The organism is Pseudomonas graminis (assembly GCF_900111735.1).
Classification (GTDB): Bacteria; Pseudomonadota; Gammaproteobacteria; order Pseudomonadales; family Pseudomonadaceae; genus Aquipseudomonas; species Aquipseudomonas graminis.
The window spans coordinates 137,360-153,463 of the sequence record NZ_FOHW01000005.1; the positions used below are offsets into that span (position 1 = coordinate 137,360).

Consider the following 16,104-nt stretch of genomic DNA (forward strand, 5'->3'; position numbering starts at 1 on the left):
GATTACTCGGCCATCGAAGAGGAACGGGAGGTGGGAGCAGGTGGAACCGGGTCATAACCACCGGGATTCCACGGATGACACCGACCTAAGCGACGTAAGGTCAGCCAGCCACCACGCACCAGACCATAATTTTCAATGGCCTCGTACGCGTAGCAGGAGCAACTGGGGTAGAAACGACAGTGACTGGCCATCAGAGGACTGATGGCATAGCGGTAAAACTGGATCGGAACGAGCGCCAGTTTACGCATCAGGACTGTCTACCCCCGCAGTTTCGGTTTTAAGTTCGGGATTGGGCCGGCTACGCGCCAGACGTTTCCAGAGCTTGCCGAAATGCTGAATCAATTCGGGGTTTTCAATATCACCCAAGCCTTTGCGTGCGACGACGACGATATCCCATCCGACCAGGTTGTCCTGGTGAAGGCGAAACGACTCACGCATCAGGCGTTTCAAACGGTTGCGCTCGACGGAGAGCTTCACGCTCTTCTTCCCGATCACCAGCCCGAGACGGGGATGATCAAGGTCGTTGTTGCGCACAAGGAGCAGGAGATTTTTCCCCGGAACCTTGCCGGTGGGGGAGTCAAAGACTGCCTTGAAATGCCGGGGTGTCAGCAAGCGCTTTTCCCGACTGAAGTCCTGACTCACCACCTGTGCCGATTAATCAAACTGCCAGACGCTTACGGCCTTTGGCGCGACGACGCGACAGAACTGCGCGACCGTTTTTGGTGGCCATACGAGCACGGAAACCGTGGGTGCGAGCGCGCTTGATAGTGCTGGGTTGGAAAGTACGTTTCATGGCGTGTTACCTGGTTCGTCCACAACGGGCCGGAATGGCCCCCGTTTTAAGAGACCGGGGATTCTAGAGAAAGCGGGCTCGCAGGTCAATTTCCAACCAACGTTTCTTGCATTTAGTTCCTGAGTGCAATTCGACGACAGCGGCCAATCCGTCGAAGCATCCTCGGATGCGTAGATATAGAAATAAAGAAGGAAGGTATTTAAAGCTTTTTTGTAAAGCTTATAAAAGCTTAAGGAGAGGTTTTCTGTGGATAAAAGCCTGAAGGCCTTTATTTGCCTGATGTACAGAGGAATGAAACTCTGTCCACAAGCAGTGCTCCTGCTGTGCGGCAGCTGAATACAAGCTGTGCGTAAACCAGTTAGTTATCCACAAGTGCTTTATCCACAGATTTCAGCGCAGTGTTATGCAGAGAGCTGAAGCGTGGTTATCCACAGACCTTAACTATCCACCGGCCGTCATCTTTTTCAGTGCTTTACGGTGGGTTTAGTGCGTTCGCGCCCTACCTTCGTGTGGATAAGTCAGCTACGGGTGGTTACAATGGCGGCTTGTTTTTGCCGCGCCGGCTTCAGAATCTAGGGGATATTTGTGTCAGTGGAACTTTGGCAGCAATGCGTTGAGCTTTTGCGCGATGAGCTGCCTGCCCAGCAATTCAACACCTGGATCCGTCCTTTACAGGTTGAAGCCGAAGGCGATGAACTGCGCGTGTATGCGCCCAATCGATTTGTCCTGGACTGGGTTAATGAGAAGTACTTGGGTAGGTTGCTCGAGTTGCTGGGCGAGCACGGTCAGGGAATTGCGCCGGCACTGTCTTTATTAATAGGCAGCAAGCGTAGCTCTGCCCCACGTGCCGCCCCGAACGCACCGCTAGCTGCGGCGGTAGCCGCATCTCAGGCGGCTGAGATTGCAGCCACCAGCGAAGCGCCGGTTGCAGCGCGAGCTCCGCAATCCGTCGCGACGCCCGCTCCGATGATTCAGACCTCTCTGAATGTCGAGGATGAGCCTTCCAGGGCGAGCTTCGATCCGATGGCTGGCGCCAGCTCCCAGCAAGCGCCTGCGCGCGCGGAGCAGCGTAATGTTCAGGTTGAGGGCGCGCTGAAGCACACCAGCTATCTCAACAGGACCTTCACATTCGAAAACTTTGTTGAGGGCAAGTCCAACCAACTGGCGCGGGCTGCCGCCTGGCAGGTTGCCGACAATCCCAAGCATGGCTACAACCCGCTCTTCCTTTATGGTGGTGTAGGCCTGGGTAAAACTCACTTGATGCATGCTGTGGGTAACCACCTGCTCAAGAAGAACCCGAATGCCAAAGTGGTGTATTTGCACTCCGAGCGATTTGTGGCGGACATGGTCAAAGCGCTACAGCTCAATGCCATCAATGAGTTCAAACGCTTCTACCGTTCCGTCGACGCACTGCTGATTGATGACATTCAATTCTTCGCGCGCAAGGAACGTTCCCAGGAAGAGTTTTTCCACACCTTCAACGCGCTTCTCGAAGGTGGTCAGCAGGTCATTCTCACGAGCGACCGCTACCCCAAAGAAATCGAAGGTCTTGAAGAGCGCCTCAAGTCACGTTTCGGTTGGGGCCTTACGGTTGCCGTTGAGCCCCCGGAGCTGGAAACGCGGGTCGCGATTTTGATGAAGAAGGCGGATCAGGCGAAAGTCGATCTCCCTCACGACGCTGCGTTTTTTATTGCGCAGCGAATCCGTTCCAATGTGCGTGAGCTCGAGGGTGCGCTCAAGCGCGTCATCGCTCACTCGCACTTCATGGGCCGGGACATCACGATCGAGCTGATCCGCGAGTCATTGAAGGATTTGCTCGCGTTGCAGGACAAGCTGGTGAGTGTGGATAACATTCAGCGGACTGTTGCCGAGTACTACAAGATAAAGATCTCCGATCTGCTGTCCAAACGCCGTTCCAGGTCCGTCGCAAGACCGCGGCAAGTGGCAATGGCCTTGTCAAAGGAACTGACCAATCACAGCCTTCCCGAAATTGGCGATGTGTTTGGCGGCCGCGATCACACAACGGTCTTGCACGCGTGCCGAAAGATCAATGAGCTTAAAGAATCCGATGCGGACATCCGCGAGGACTACAAGAACCTGCTGCGGACTTTGACAACGTGATACCGACGCAGCTTATCAAGGCAAGGGACTAGACCATGCATTTCACCATTCAACGCGAAGCCCTGTTGAAACCCCTGCAACTGGTCGCGGGCGTCGTTGAACGCCGTCAGACCTTGCCGGTTCTTTCGAACGTACTACTGGTCGTTGAGGGCCAGCAGTTGTCTTTGACTGGTACTGACCTCGAAGTCGAGCTGGTCGGCCGCGTACAGTTGGAAGAGCCTGCAGAGCCGGGCGAGATCACCGTGCCTGCGCGCAAGCTGATGGACATCTGCAAAAGCATCCCAAATGACGCGCTCATCGACATCAAGCTCGACGAGCAAAAGCTGATCGTCAAAGCTGGCCGCAGCCGATTCACGCTTTCCACTTTGCCTGCCAACGACTTCCCTACTGTCGAGGAAGGTCCTGGTTCGCTGACGTTCAGCCTTGTTCAAAGTAAATTGCGCCGTTTGATTGAGCGCACCAGCTTTGCCATGGCTCAGCAGGACGTTCGCTATTACCTCAATGGCATGCTGCTGGAGGTTCAGTCGGGCATTCTGCGCGCAGTGGCTACTGATGGGCATCGTCTTGCGATGTGCTCCATGGCTGCAGAGATCGAGCAGGCTGACCGTCACCAGGTGATCGTTCCGCGTAAGGGCATTCTGGAACTGGCGCGGCTGCTAACCGAGCAAGATGGGCTGGTCAGTATCGTGCTGGGTCAGCATCACATTCGTGCGACCACGGGCGAATTTACGTTCACATCCAAACTGGTTGACGGCAAATTCCCGGACTACGAGCGAGTGCTTCCCAAGGGCGGCGACAAGCTTGTTGTGGGTGATCGTCAAGCACTTCGAGAAGCGTTCAGCCGCACTGCGATTCTCTCCAACGAGAAGTATCGAGGCATTCGTCTTCAATTGGCCAACGGTCAGCTGAAGATTCAAGCGAATAACCCGGAGCAAGAAGAGGCCGAGGAAGAAATCAGCGTCGACTACAATGGCAGCTCTCTCGAGATCGGATTCAACGTGAGTTATCTGCTCGACGTACTGGGTGTCATGACCACGGAGCAAGTCCGTCTGATTCTCTCTGATTCGAACAGCAGCGCTTTGGTGCAGGAATCAGGTAATGACGACTCGGCCTACGTCGTCATGCCGATGCGCCTGTAACAGCAGTTGATTAATGTCTCTTAGCCGCGTCTCGGTCACCGGGGTGCGCAATCTGCAACCGGTGACCTTCTCTCCTTCTCCCCGCATCAACATCCTGTATGGCGCCAACGGCAGTGGTAAAACCAGTGTCCTTGAAGCCATCTATCTCCTGGGCTTGGCGCGCTCGTTCCGCAGCGTACGGCTGCAGCCGGTTATCCAATACGAGCAACCTGCTTGCACTGTCTTTGGCCAGGTGGAACTTGCCGAGGGTGGCCATAGCAGTCTGGGCATTTCCCGTGATCGTCAGGGAGATTTTCAGATCCGTATCGATGGCCAGAACGCCAAAAGCGCCGCGCAGCTTGCAGAGACATTGCCGCTGCAGCTGATTAACCCGGACAGCTTTAGGCTCCTTGAAGGCGCACCCAAGATCCGGCGTCAGTTTTTGGATTGGGGAGTGTTCCACGTGGAACCTCGTTTCATGTCGACCTGGCAGCGGCTCCAGAAGGCCCTCAGGCAGCGTAACTCGTGGCTTCGGCATGGTACACTTGACGCCGCTTCGCAGGCGGCATGGGACCGTGAACTGTGCCTTGCCAGCGATGAAATTGACGAGTTTCGGCGCGCCTATATCAAGGCGTTGAAGCCAGTATTCGAGCAAACCTTGAGTGAGCTTGTTCAGATCGATGGGCTGACGCTTAGTTACTATCGAGGATGGGACAAGGAAAAAAATCTGAGTGACGTACTGGCATCTTCGCTTTACCGCGATCAGCAGATGGGTCACACGCAGGCGGGACCGCAACGTGCAGACTTACGCCTGCGATTGGGTGGGCACAATGCGGCGGATATCCTTTCCCGTGGGCAGCAGAAACTTGTGGTCTGCGCCCTGCGCATTGCTCAGGGACATTTAGTCAGCACGGCCCGTCGTGGCCAATGTATTTACCTCGTCGACGATCTGCCATCGGAGCTCGATGAGAATCACCGCGGTGCGCTATGTCGCCTGCTGGAAGAATTACGCTGCCAGGTATTTATCACCTGCGTAGATCATGAATTGTTGAGGGAAGGCTGGCAGACGGAAACGCCAGTTGCTTTGTTCCACGTGGAACACGGCAATATCACCCAGACCCACGACCACCGGGAGTGAAGGCATGAGCGAAAACCAAACGTACGACTCGACCAGCATCAAAGTGCTGAAAGGGCTCGATGCCGTACGCAAGCGTCCTGGTATGTATATCGGCGACACAGACGATGGCAGCGGCCTCCACCATATGGTGTTTGAGGTTGTGGACAACTCGATTGACGAGGCGTTGGCCGGTCACTGTGACGACATCAGCATCATCATTCACCCGGATGAATCGATCACTGTTCGCGATAACGGTCGTGGCATTCCGGTCGATGTGCATAAAGAAGAAGGCGTTTCCGCAGCCGAAGTCATCATGACTGTGTTGCACGCCGGTGGTAAGTTCGACGACAACTCCTACAAAGTATCCGGCGGTCTGCACGGTGTGGGCGTTTCAGTGGTCAACGCGCTGTCCGAGGTTTTGAACCTCACTGTCCGCCGCAGTGGAAAAGTATGGGAGCAAACGTACGTCCATGGTGTTCCACAAGAGCCGATGCAAATCGTTGGTGAAAGTGATACCACGGGTACCGAGATTCACTTCAAGCCCTCCTCTGAAACTTTCAAGAACATCCACTTTAGCTGGGACATCCTGGCCAAGCGCATTCGTGAGCTGTCGTTTCTCAACTCCGGTGTGGGTATTGTTCTTAAAGACGAGCGCAGCGGCAAAGAAGAGCTGTTCAAGTATGAAGGCGGTTTGCGCGCATTCGTTGAGTACTTGAACACCAACAAGACACCTGTGAATCAGGTTTTCCACTTCAACATCCAGCGTGAAGATGGCATAGGCGTTGAGATTGCCCTGCAGTGGAATGACAGCTTCAACGAGAACCTGTTGTGCTTTACCAACAACATTCCACAGCGTGACGGTGGTACGCACCTCGTTGGCTTCCGTTCTGCTCTGACACGCAACTTGAACAACTACATCGAGCAGGAAGGTCTGGCTAAGAAGCACAAGGTCGCTACCACCGGTGACGATGCGCGTGAAGGCCTGACAGCGATCATCTCCGTCAAGGTACCCGATCCGAAGTTCAGCTCGCAGACGAAAGACAAGCTAGTGTCTTCAGAAGTGAAGACGGCGGTTGAGCAGGAGATGGGCAAGTACTTCTCTGACTTCCTGCTTGAGAACCCGAACGAAGCGAAAGCCGTTGTCGGCAAGATGATCGATGCAGCGCGTGCTCGTGAAGCGGCGCGTAAAGCACGTGAGATGACTCGTCGCAAAGGCGCACTTGATATCGCAGGGCTGCCCGGCAAACTGGCTGACTGCCAAGAGAAGGACCCTGCCCTTTCCGAACTGTATCTCGTGGAAGGTGACTCTGCGGGCGGCTCCGCCAAGCAGGGACGTAACCGTAAGACTCAGGCCATCCTGCCACTCAAGGGCAAGATTCTGAACGTGGAAAAGGCACGCTTCGACAAGATGATTTCGTCCCAGGAAGTGGGCACGTTGATCACGGCACTGGGCTGCGGTATTGGCCGTGACGAATACAACATCGAAAAGCTGCGTTACCACAACATCATCATCATGACCGATGCGGACGTCGACGGCTCGCACATCCGTACCTTGTTGCTGACCTTCTTCTTCCGTCAATTGCCGGAACTGGTTGAGCGTGGCTACATCTACATTGCTCAACCGCCTTTGTACAAAGTGAAGAAAGGCAAGCAAGAGCAGTACATCAAAGACGACGACGCCATGGAAGAGTACATGACCCAGTCGGCCCTTGAAGATGCGAGCCTGCACTTGAATGAGTCGGCGCCTGGCATCTCCGGTGCAGCACTGGAGAAACTGGTTCACGACTTCCGCATGGTCATGAAGACTCTGAAACGTCTGTCTCGCCTGTACCCGCAAGAGCTAACCGAGCACTTCGTCTACCTGCCGGCTGTACCTATGGAGCAGTTGTCGGATCATGCGGCCATGCAAGAGTGGCTGGCGAAATTTGATGAGCGCCTGCGCGTGGGTGAGAAGTCCGGTTTGGTCTACAAGGCCAGTTTGCGTGAAGACCGTGAGCGTAACGTGTGGTTGCCAGAGGTCGAGCTGATCTCCCATGGTCTGTCCAACTACGTAACGTTCAACCGCGATTTCTTCGGCAGCAACGATTACAAGACGGTCACTGCGCTGGGTGCCCAGATCAGTACCCTACTCGAAGAAGGCGCTTACGTTCAGCGTGGCGAACGCAAGAAAGCGGTCACCGAGTTCAAGGAAGCGCTGGCCTGGTTGATGGCAGAGAGCACCAAGCGTCACACGATTCAGCGCTACAAAGGTCTGGGTGAGATGAACCCGGATCAACTGTGGGAAACCACGATGGACCCGAGCGTGCGACGCATGCTCAAGGTGACGATCGAAGACGCCATTGGCGCTGATCAGATCTTCAACACCTTGATGGGTGATGCGGTTGAACCGCGTCGCGACTTCATTGAAGCCAACGCACTGGCGGTGTCGAACCTGGATTTCTAAGGTTCACCCGCTGACAAAACAGCCCCAACGATGCGAATCGTTGGGGCTGTTTTGTTTGAGGGTTCAGCTCACGATTTTGATGGGGTTAACTGCCGACGTGGTTCTTCCTCTCTTGGTCAACCGTTTGCCCCATTCAATCCCGCGCTGTTCAATGAGGCGGTGGCTGACCACAGATACGCCCACGATAATGATCAACAGAGCGAGGAGCAGAGCGTTGTCAGCCACTACGTTGTTCAAGGACAGCGTTGGACTTGGCGCTCCTGCAGGATAAGTGACGATGGCGTAACCAGTGAGTTTCCCTACAAGCAGCATGGCGAGGGTAAAGGCGAATAGAACCATCGCATGGGTCATGTAGATCGAGTAGGACAGCGCGCCCAGCTTCTCGAACGGGCGAGCCTTCAGCAAGGTCGAGATCACCCCTCCCTCAAAGGAGAAGATCAACATGAGCACGCAGAAGCCCAACGTCAGAATGATCTGCTTGTGATCAATGTTACTCACCAGCAAGCTGACTATCAGGCAGATCCCTGCGACTTCCAGAGCCGTATGCAGCCAGCGCGGCAGGCTCATGTTGTGGATAACCCGGTAGAGGTGGTAAGTCAGCACGCCTGCAAAGAAACAAGACAGACCCTGCAGTGCGGGCTCCATCAGATAGGCAAGTCCCAAGGCCAGGCACACCGTAGCCATCAACGAAATCATCGAAAATATCAGCGTGGCGAAGCGTGGGGTACACAAGAGGATCCCCGCGAAGATCATGTAGATGTAGTACTCGACACTGATGCTCCAGGCGGGAAAGTTGAACGACTGGGGATTGAATCCTGGCCACCAGGATTGCAACAGCAGCAGGTTGGGAATGATTTCCTGGGGCGCGCGCTGCCCGGTGAAGCTGGGCTGATTGAACGCTATGCCGGCATGCTCCGCGCCCAGCTTCAGTACCTCCAGTGCGATAGCGAATACGAGGACAAAGACGTGCAACGGGTACAGTCGGAAGCTACGTGTGATGAAGAACTGCCTGAACTGGTCCGCGGTGGCCAGGCGCTGGGCATAGGTGTGAAACATGACAAAGCCGCTAAGGACGAAGAAAAAGCTCACCAGGTAATGAGCATTTCTGAAGAACGCCCACTCCCCGAAGCTTTGCGAAATATGGATGTGATAAACCGCAACGCTTAGTGCGCAGATGCCCCTAAAACCGTCCAGCACTTGAAATCTCTTCATCTCGAACTCCCTGTCGAATCCATACTGAATGCGTTTAGATCCCCCCTCTGTGCGCGGGTCATCTTGCGCTACCCTTTCCGGCTTTAGGCCAAAGGGTTTTCACGGTGTCCAGGCAGCTGCTCAAAAACCAGGCAAGCTCACGGCGCCGTGCCATGGCTGGCCTCTCGATGAAGTGCCAAGAGAATATGGCGGCCAGTATCACAAGTGGAAAGGCGAGCAGCATCATGCTGAGAGGGCCGATGCCTTTGAACAGATCGGCGAGAATTTCCTGAATCGGGAAGCCGTAGATATAGGCGCCGTACGAGTAATCACCCAGCTGGTTATAACGGTCGATCGTGGGGTGCGTTGCGAACCCTAGGTAGAAAATCAGATACGTCCAAACCAGAACAAAGCATTCAAAGAAATAGGGTGTGCGCCATGTGCAGACGGCTAGTACGGCGAAAGGCAGGAAGCCAATGAGTCGATGCTGGATGTGCTGACGATATCGGTAGAAGGACATGCCCAGCACAAATGGCAAGCTCCACGTGAAGAAAGACTCGGCGCCGTAGAAGTCATTGAACAGCGCGTTGTTCAATTTCAGGGCTTTGAAGGCTACATACAGTGCCGCATAGAACATTAGAAAGCCGGCGAATTTACGCCCCTCACTGTAGAAGGCGGATGCGCCAAGCGCACTGACCAGCATGTAGAACGCCACCTCATAAAAGAGCGTCCACAGTGACCCGTTGATACCAGGCCACGGGTTGTTCTCGAACACGCCAGGCAGGTGGAACTTCATGCTGAGCAGCGTCAAGTTGTGGGTCGCATAACCGTATGTTTCACCTGAGCGGAAATATTCCGACGCACTCAGTGTCGTAAACATGGGCCCGATGAGGAACACGCTCAGCAGCAGCACAAGTGTCAGTCCAGGGTAGATCCGCAGAAACCGAGCGGTGAGGAAATCCATCGTGCTGTCCGCGCGATCGCGGCTAAGCGAGATAAAAAAGCCGGAGATGCAGAAGAACGTGATCACCGCCACATCACCAAGGGAGAGGCCGAGCCAGTCAGAGAGCGGCTCGACCGCATCATGGCCGAGTGCGAGCGGGTAACCGTGGGAAATCAGTACCGCAGTGGCGGCAAGCATTCTGATCAGGTTGAAATTGTTGTTTCGTCTGGACGCCAGGTCACCCAACGTACTCATACTGCCTCCGCGCGAAATCAGGGTCATGTCGGATCGATCCATTCACCGCTGTGACGCTCACGCGGTCGGGGACGCGCGATATCGAGAGGGTTCTAAATGGTTTTGAGCTTGAACGATACACTGGGTAGGCTGCGCGTCTAATTGGCATCCCTAATGGGGCTGCGGATAAGCTGCATGCCTTGTCAGCCAATAATTTGGCCCTTAAACATGAACGATAGTTTTTGAGAGGCGGACGTGTCGGTAGGCCTTGATAGGCCACATGCAGTGAAGGGAACCTAGATACCCGCCGAGTGAACCGTTTCATCAGGACAGATGGAAGACCAAGGAGCCTGAGTCATATGTCGATTCGCAAATACCAGAAAGTACTGGCCATCCCTCGTGTGCTGCCTGCAACGTTGTTTATGTTCGTTGCGGGGCTGCCGCTGACCATCATGGGGCTCACGCTGAGCCTGCACGTTCTCAACGAAATGGGCGGCAGCTATTTTGATGCCGGCGTGGTGGGGACAGCGACCGCCCTTGGATTCGCGGTGGGATCTCCCCTGCTCGGCCGAATGATTGACCGTCATGGACTACGCCCGGTGGTGGCCGTGTGCGGCACGCTATCGACCCTCGCCTGGATACTGCTTCCCATGGTGAGCTATTGGCTTTATGTGCTTCTGGCTTTCGTGGCCGGGCTGTTTACCGTGCCGACGGGATCGCTTGCCCGGCAGTTCGTCGCCAGCCTGGTGCCGGAAGATCAGCGCCGACCTGCTTACTCGCTCAACATGATGCTCATGGAGCTTTCATTCGTCATCGGGCCCGCCAGCGGTATTCTGTTGATCACTACCTATTCGGCTACTGCAACGCTGGCGGGAATCGGTCTCTGGCGAGCGCTCTCCTATGTTGTGCTCTACGTGTTGAACTGGCCTACGCGCAATGTGGACGAAGTCGCTGAAAATCCGGATCGCGTGCGACCTAAGCTCCGCACATGGATGAGCCGCCCTCTGATGGCCGTGATGTTTGTCAGCGCGGGTGCGTTGTTCGTGCTGTACGGCACCGAGCTGGCACTGATCGCCGTACTGCGCGCAAGCGATCAACTTGCCTTTACCGGGTATGTCATCGCCGCCATGTCCGTAGCGTCGATCGTGGGCGGGTATGTCCACGGTGTTGTCCACAGGTCGTGGTCACAAATGAAACTTGCCTTGGCGATGAGCCTGCTGCTGCTGCCCGTGGTGTTCTTTGACGACGTCTGGTGGTGGCTGATGCTCGCGCTATTGCCCACCAACTTACTGTGCACGCCGACGTTGGCTGCAGGTTCGGAAGCGGTTGCCAAGCTGGCGCCTTCCAGCGTGAGAGGTGAAGTGATGGGGCTGCACGATTCGGCTTACCGAATAGGCCAGACGCTGTCCGCACCAATGGTGGGATTCGCGATCGACAGCGTTTCTCCCGCGATGGGATTTGTAGCGGCCGCGAGTGGAGGGATTGTACTGGTCGGTATGGGGGCGTTATGCAGTCTGTGGGGATCAGCGCCGGCCAGAACGGCTTGACTGGAACATCGGTCTTGGCTGCACAGGCTCAAGACCGGTATTTTCAGCCCATTGGCTGTCGTTGGAAAAAACTTATGCACGTTTTGGACGCGGTAAGCGTCGTAAGAAATAAGTAATCAAATTAACGAGTTAGACGCTAATTTATGGAATTTCAATTTATTCGTGCACAGGTTATCCACAATTCACGCCGGTGATTTCTCGGGGGCGGGCGCAGGCACTGCGGGCGATCCCAGGTCACGTTGGATTTGCTCGTTCCACGCCGAGACGCGATCATTCAGCGCAGCGATTGCGCGAGGGCCAGCGCCTTCCGCGTACATCGGTTTGCCAATCACGACTTCGATGGTGCCCGGCTTTTTACCCCAACCTTCTTTAGGCCAATAGCGGCCAGCATTGTGTGAGATAGGCAGGACGGGCAAGTCCGCGTTAACCGCCAGTGCCGAACCGCTGCGCGAGAATTTTCCGATCTGGCCGTAAGGCACGCGTGTGCCCTCAGGAAAGATCAGCACCCAGACCCTATCTTTGAGCAACTCATCGCCCTTCTTAGCCACAACCTTCAGCGCCGCTTTGGGATTGTTGCGGTCGATGGCGATGGGACGCAGCATCGCCATGGCCCAACCGAAGAACGGGACGTATAGCAACTCACGCTTCAGTACTTGGCTTAAAGGCTGAAAGTGGGCCGAGAGAAAAAACGTTTCCCACGTACTCTGGTGATTGGAGACGATCACGCACGGCGTCTCTGGGATGTTCTCATGTCCGGTGACGTTGACCTTGATGTTGAGGAACACGCGGGTCAGCCATAAGGCGCAGCGGCACCAGTAGACATTGATGAAGCGATAGCGAAGACGGAACGGCAGGAAAGGTGCAATAAAGAAACTCAGCGAACACCACAGCAGGGCAGTAGTGCCCAGCAGCAGGTAAAAGAAGAAAATCCTGATGGCCTGCACAATCGACATAGCTGCTTTTACCGTTACGGGGCAATTGCCCGAATTGAGCGAGCCGTTGAATAGCCGTTAGCCGTTCAACGGGGCGCTGTTGTGAATAAGTTCTGCGGCAACCGCCGCCAGATCATCGAAAACCAACGTGCCTGCGGGTAGAGCACCGCTTCGCGTCTTCTGACCTTTGCCGGTCAGGACCAGAACAGGTTGTGAGTCGACGGCCACCGCCGCCTCCAGGTCACCCTTGCTGTCGCCTACAAACCACACGTCACCCAAATCGACGGCGTAATGGCTGGCAATTGTCTTCAGCATGCCCGGTCTTGGCTTGCGGCAATCGCAGCCGGCGTCCGGGCCATGGGGACAATAAACGACCAGTCCGAGCTCACCACCCTCCTCCGCCACGAGTTCACGCAAGCGTGCGTGCATGGCATCGAGGGTGGCCAGATCGTAGTAACCGCGAGCGATGCCGGACTGGTTGGTGGCCACTGCCACCGTCCAGCCGGCCTTGCTCAGTTGCGCAATGGCCTCGATGGAACCTGGAATCGGAACCCACTCGTCCACCGACTTGATGTAGGCATCGGAGTCCTGGTTGATCACCCCGTCCCTGTCGAGAATCAGCAACTTCACTGGCATGCGCTCCGCTGTCAGCTCAACAAAGAGATGTCGGCAACGCCGAGGAACAGATTGCGCAGACGGGCAAGCAAGGCATAACGGTTGGCTCGCACACTGGCGTCTTCCGCGTTGACCATCACTGCTTCAAAAAACGCATCCACCGGCTCGCGAAGTGCTGCGAGACGCGTCAGCGCTTCGTTGTACTGACGGCTGGCGGACATCGGCGCTACCGCCTGATCTGCCTGCTGAATGGCCGAGTAAAGCGAGAACTCGTTGGCGTTATCGAAGTACTTCGGCTCGACGGTCTGGGCGATGTTACCGTCTGCTTTGCTCAGCAGATTGGAAACCCGCTTGTTCACGGCGGCCAGTGCGGCAGCCTCAGGCAATTTGCGGAAGGCCTGAACCGCCTGCACACGTTGATCGAAGTCCAGAGCCGAAGCCGGCTGCAAGGCGCGCACCGACAGGTAGACGGAAACGTCGACGCCTTCGTCTTCATAGCGCGCACGCAGGCGATCGAAGATGAATTCGAGCACCTGCTCTGGCAGGCCAGCAGGTTTGATCTTCACACCAAACTGAGCGACGGCGAACTGCACGGTTTTGACCAGGTCGAGATCCAGCTTCTTCTCGATCAGGATGCGCAGGATGCCGAGCGCGGCCCGGCGCAGTGCGTATGGGTCTTTGCTGCCGGTCGGCAGCATGCCGATGCCGAAGATGCCCACGAGTGTGTCGAGCTTGTCCGCAATGGCGACTGCGGCGCCGGTCAACGTGCCTGGCAATTCAGCGCCAGCACCGCGTGGCATGTACTGCTCGTTCAACGCCAGTGCGACGTCTTCGGGTTCGCCGTCAGCCAGCGCGTAGTAGTAGCCTGCAACGCCCTGCATCTCGGGGAACTCGCCAACCATCTCGGTCGCCAGGTCGCACTTGGACAGCAAGCCTGCACGTGCGGCGCGCTGAGCATCGCCTCCAATGCGTGGCGCGATGAACGCGGCGAGCTTGGAAACGCGCTCGGCCTTGTCGAACACCGTGCCCAGTTGCGCCTGGAACACCACGTTCTGCAGGCGCTGGTTGAACGTCTCCAGCTTCTGCTTCTTGTCCTGCTTGAAGAAGAACTCGGCGTCGGTCAGACGTGGACGAACGACTTTCTCGTTACCGTGGACAATCTGAGATGGGTCCTTGCTGTCGATGTTCGCGACGGTAATGAAGCGCGGCAACAGCTTGCCTTCGGCATCCAGCAGACAGAAATACTTCTGGTTGTCCTGCATCGTGGTGATGAGGGCTTCCTGCGGCACTTCAAGGAAACGTTCCTCGAACGAGCACACCAGCGGCACGGGCCACTCGACCAGCGCAGTCACTTCATCGAGCAATGCCGGCGGCACGATGGCGGTGCCTTCGTGTTGCGTGGCGAGCTCTTCGACGCGCTTGCTGATCAACTGACGACGCTCGTTGAAATCCGCAAGCACGTGGGCCGCGCGCAGGTCGCTGGCGTAGTTGGCCGGCGACGAAATGCGCACGCTTTCCGGGTGATGGAAGCGATGGCCCCGGGATTCACGGCCGGACGTCTGGGCAAGAATGGTGCAGTCAACGACCTGATCGCCAAACAGCATGACCAGCCATTGGGTCGGACGTACGAATTCTTCCTTGCGAGCACCCCAGCGCATGCGCTTCGGAATCGGCAGGTCGTTCAGCGAATCTTCGATGATGGTCGGCAGCAGGCTCAACGTCGGCTTGCCAGGGATGCTCTGGCTGTAGCGCAGCTTCGGGCCGCTCTGATCGATCTCACTCAGGTCCACACCGCACTTCTTGGCGAAGCCCAGGGCGGCCTGGGTCGGATTGCCCTCGGCATCAAACGCCGCCTGACGTGGCGGGCCATCCAGGTTGACGCTGCGATCCGGCTGCTCGGTGGCGAGCTGAGTGATCAGCACGGCCAGACGACGTGGCGCGGCATAAACCTGTTTGGCACTGTAGGTCAGGCCGGCAGCGTGCAGGCCTTTTTCGATACCGGCCATGAATGCATCGGCCAGGGTATTCAATGCTTTGGGTGGCAGTTCTTCGGTGCCCAGTTCAACCAGAAAATCTTGAGCACTCATTGCGCAGCCTCCAGCTTGGCCAACACTTCATCACGAATATCGGGCGCGGCCATAGGGAAGCCGAGCTTGGCCCGGGCCATCAGGTAAGCCTGGGCCACGGAGCGAGCCAGGGTGCGGACGCGCAGAATGTACTGCTGACGCGCCGTCACGGAAATCGCGCGACGTGCATCCAGCAAGTTAAAGGTGTGAGAGGCCTTGAGGACCATTTCGTAGCTCGGCAATGGCAGCTCCACTTCGATCAGGCGCACGGCTTCGCTTTCATAGAAATCGAACAGCTCGAACAGTTTGTCGACGTTGGCGTGTTCGAAGTTGTAGGTCGATTGCTCCACTTCGTTCTGATGGAACACATCGCCGTAGGTGACCTTGCCGAACGGCCCGTCAGTCCAGACCAGGTCGTAGACCGACTCGACGCCTTGCAGGTACATCGCCAGACGTTCGAGGCCATAGGTGATTTCGCCGGTAACCGGGTAGCACTCGATACCGCCGACTTGTTGGAAATAGGTGAATTGCGACACTTCCATGCCGTTCAGCCAGATCTCCCAACCCAGGCCCCAGGCGCCGAGGGTTGGGGATTCCCAGTTGTCTTCGACAAAGCGGACGTCGTGCACGAGCGGGTCAAGACCCACGTGCTTCAGCGAGCCAAGGTACAGCTCCTGGAAGTTGTCAGGGTTGGGCTTCAGAACAACCTGAAATTGGTAGTAATGCTGCAGGCGGTTCGGGTTCTCGCCATAACGGCCATCGGTAGGACGACGGCTCGGTTGTACGTAGGCGGCGTTCCAGGTTTCCGGGCCGATGGCGCGCAGAAACGTAGCGGTGTGGAAAGTGCCGGCGCCCACTTCCATATCGTAGGGCTGAAGTACCACACAACCTTGCTCAGCCCAGTATTGCTGGAGGGCGAGGATCAAGTCTTGGAAGGTACGCACGGCTGGCGTAGGCTGGCTCACGAAATTCACCTGTACTGGG

General features: G+C 56.3%; 14 protein-coding genes. 5 read left to right on the plus strand and 9 right to left on the minus strand.

Features of this window, described 5'->3' with window-relative positions:
- Window positions 1–2 precede the first annotated feature (2 nt).
- From yidD to rpmH, 3 genes are read right to left on the minus strand one after another with little or no spacing between them, the layout of a single operon-like run.
- The gene (yidD, locus tag BMY98_RS06055) at window positions 3–248 is read right to left on the minus strand and encodes a membrane protein insertion efficiency factor YidD (protein WP_074886126.1); all 246 of its coding nucleotides are present in this window, start codon (window positions 246–248) and stop codon (window positions 3–5) included.
- Window positions 241–642: a ribonuclease P protein component gene (rnpA, locus tag BMY98_RS06060; RefSeq protein ID WP_074886129.1), complete on the minus strand. Its 402-nt coding sequence runs from the start codon at window positions 640–642 to the stop codon at window positions 241–243. Before rnpA ends, yidD begins: the two co-directional genes overlap by 8 nt.
- A 16-nt stretch (window positions 643–658) precedes the next feature.
- On the minus strand, window positions 659–793 hold the full coding sequence (gene rpmH, locus BMY98_RS06065; RefSeq protein ID WP_002551315.1) for a 50S ribosomal protein L34: 135 nt from the start codon (window positions 791–793) through the stop codon (window positions 659–661).
- A 585-nt stretch (window positions 794–1,378) separates the two neighbouring features.
- Here rpmH and dnaA point away from each other — a divergent pair.
- From dnaA to gyrB, 4 genes are read left to right on the plus strand one after another with little or no spacing between them, the layout of a single operon-like run.
- Window positions 1,379–2,914 carry a chromosomal replication initiator protein DnaA gene (gene dnaA / locus BMY98_RS06070; protein ID WP_074886132.1) on the plus strand — a complete coding sequence of 512 codons (1,536 nt, stop codon included), beginning with the start codon at window positions 1,379–1,381 and terminating at the stop codon, window positions 2,912–2,914.
- Window positions 2,915–2,949: 35 nt separating this feature from the next.
- Complete coding sequence (dnaN, locus tag BMY98_RS06075) at window positions 2,950–4,053, plus strand: DNA polymerase III subunit beta (RefSeq protein ID WP_065988045.1); 1,104 nt, start codon at window positions 2,950–2,952, stop codon at window positions 4,051–4,053.
- Window positions 4,054–4,066: 13 nt separating this feature from the next.
- Window positions 4,067–5,170: a DNA replication/repair protein RecF gene (recF, locus tag BMY98_RS06080; protein ID WP_074886135.1), complete on the plus strand. Its 1,104-nt coding sequence runs from the start codon at window positions 4,067–4,069 to the stop codon at window positions 5,168–5,170.
- Window positions 5,171–5,174: 4 nt separating this feature from the next.
- Window positions 5,175–7,592: a DNA topoisomerase (ATP-hydrolyzing) subunit B gene (gyrB, locus tag BMY98_RS06085; RefSeq protein ID WP_065988041.1), complete on the plus strand. Its 2,418-nt coding sequence runs from the start codon at window positions 5,175–5,177 to the stop codon at window positions 7,590–7,592.
- Window positions 7,593–7,655: 63 nt separating this feature from the next.
- Here the strand turns inward: gyrB and BMY98_RS06090 are convergent, their stop codons facing one another.
- Window positions 7,656–8,804: an acyltransferase family protein gene (locus BMY98_RS06090; RefSeq protein WP_074886137.1), complete on the minus strand. Its 1,149-nt coding sequence runs from the start codon at window positions 8,802–8,804 to the stop codon at window positions 7,656–7,658.
- A gap of 58 nt (window positions 8,805–8,862) precedes the next feature.
- Window positions 8,863–10,008: an acyltransferase family protein gene (locus BMY98_RS06095; RefSeq protein ID WP_074886140.1), complete on the minus strand. Its 1,146-nt coding sequence runs from the start codon at window positions 10,006–10,008 to the stop codon at window positions 8,863–8,865.
- A 311-nt stretch (window positions 10,009–10,319) separates the two neighbouring features.
- Between BMY98_RS06095 and BMY98_RS06100 the strand changes: the two genes are divergently transcribed.
- Entirely contained in the window at window positions 10,320–11,507 is a 1,188-nt protein-coding gene (locus tag BMY98_RS06100; protein WP_217648305.1) for an MFS transporter, read from the plus strand.
- Between the two features lie 182 nt (window positions 11,508–11,689).
- On the opposite strand, the gene BMY98_RS06105 is transcribed toward BMY98_RS06100, so the two are convergent.
- The 4 genes from BMY98_RS06105 to glyQ are packed head-to-tail and all read right to left on the minus strand — an operon-like array spanning window position 11,690 to window position 16,085.
- A complete protein-coding gene (locus BMY98_RS06105) occupies window positions 11,690–12,460 on the minus strand; it encodes a lysophospholipid acyltransferase family protein (protein ID WP_074886143.1) in 771 nt (256 codons plus the stop codon).
- A gap of 57 nt (window positions 12,461–12,517) precedes the next feature.
- Window positions 12,518–13,075: a D-glycero-beta-D-manno-heptose 1,7-bisphosphate 7-phosphatase gene (gene gmhB / locus BMY98_RS06110; protein ID WP_175514146.1), complete on the minus strand. Its 558-nt coding sequence runs from the start codon at window positions 13,073–13,075 to the stop codon at window positions 12,518–12,520.
- A gap of 11 nt (window positions 13,076–13,086) precedes the next feature.
- Complete coding sequence (gene glyS / locus BMY98_RS06115) at window positions 13,087–15,141, minus strand: glycine--tRNA ligase subunit beta (RefSeq protein WP_074886146.1); 2,055 nt, start codon at window positions 15,139–15,141, stop codon at window positions 13,087–13,089.
- Window positions 15,138–16,085, minus strand: a complete 948-nt coding sequence (gene glyQ, locus BMY98_RS06120; RefSeq protein ID WP_065988033.1) for a glycine--tRNA ligase subunit alpha — start codon at window positions 16,083–16,085, stop codon at window positions 15,138–15,140. The genes glyS and glyQ overlap by 4 nt, the downstream gene beginning before the upstream one ends.
- Window positions 16,086–16,104 lie beyond the last annotated feature (19 nt).

Bases quoted from the DNA above. Each gene is read 5' to 3' on its own strand.
- recF (WP_074886135.1), top strand. From the start codon at position 4,067: ATGTCTCTTAGCCGCGTCTCGGTCACCGGGGTGCGCAATCTGCAACCG.
- BMY98_RS06105 (WP_074886143.1), bottom strand. From the start codon at position 12,460: ATGTCGATTGTGCAGGCCATCAGGATTTTCTTCTTTTACCTGCTGCTG.
- BMY98_RS06100 (WP_217648305.1), top strand. From the start codon at position 10,320: ATGTCGATTCGCAAATACCAGAAAGTACTGGCCATCCCTCGTGTGCTG.
- gmhB (WP_175514146.1), bottom strand. From the start codon at position 13,075: ATGCCAGTGAAGTTGCTGATTCTCGACAGGGACGGGGTGATCAACCAG.
- gyrB (WP_065988041.1), top strand. From the start codon at position 5,175: ATGAGCGAAAACCAAACGTACGACTCGACCAGCATCAAAGTGCTGAAA.
- dnaN (WP_065988045.1), top strand. From the start codon at position 2,950: ATGCATTTCACCATTCAACGCGAAGCCCTGTTGAAACCCCTGCAACTG.
- BMY98_RS06090 (WP_074886137.1), bottom strand. From the start codon at position 8,804: ATGAAGAGATTTCAAGTGCTGGACGGTTTTAGGGGCATCTGCGCACTA.
- yidD (WP_074886126.1), bottom strand. From the start codon at position 248: ATGCGTAAACTGGCGCTCGTTCCGATCCAGTTTTACCGCTATGCCATC.
- BMY98_RS06095 (WP_074886140.1), bottom strand. From the start codon at position 10,008: ATGACCCTGATTTCGCGCGGAGGCAGTATGAGTACGTTGGGTGACCTG.
- rpmH (WP_002551315.1), bottom strand. From the start codon at position 793: ATGAAACGTACTTTCCAACCCAGCACTATCAAGCGCGCTCGCACCCAC.
- glyS (WP_074886146.1), bottom strand. From the start codon at position 15,141: ATGAGTGCTCAAGATTTTCTGGTTGAACTGGGCACCGAAGAACTGCCA.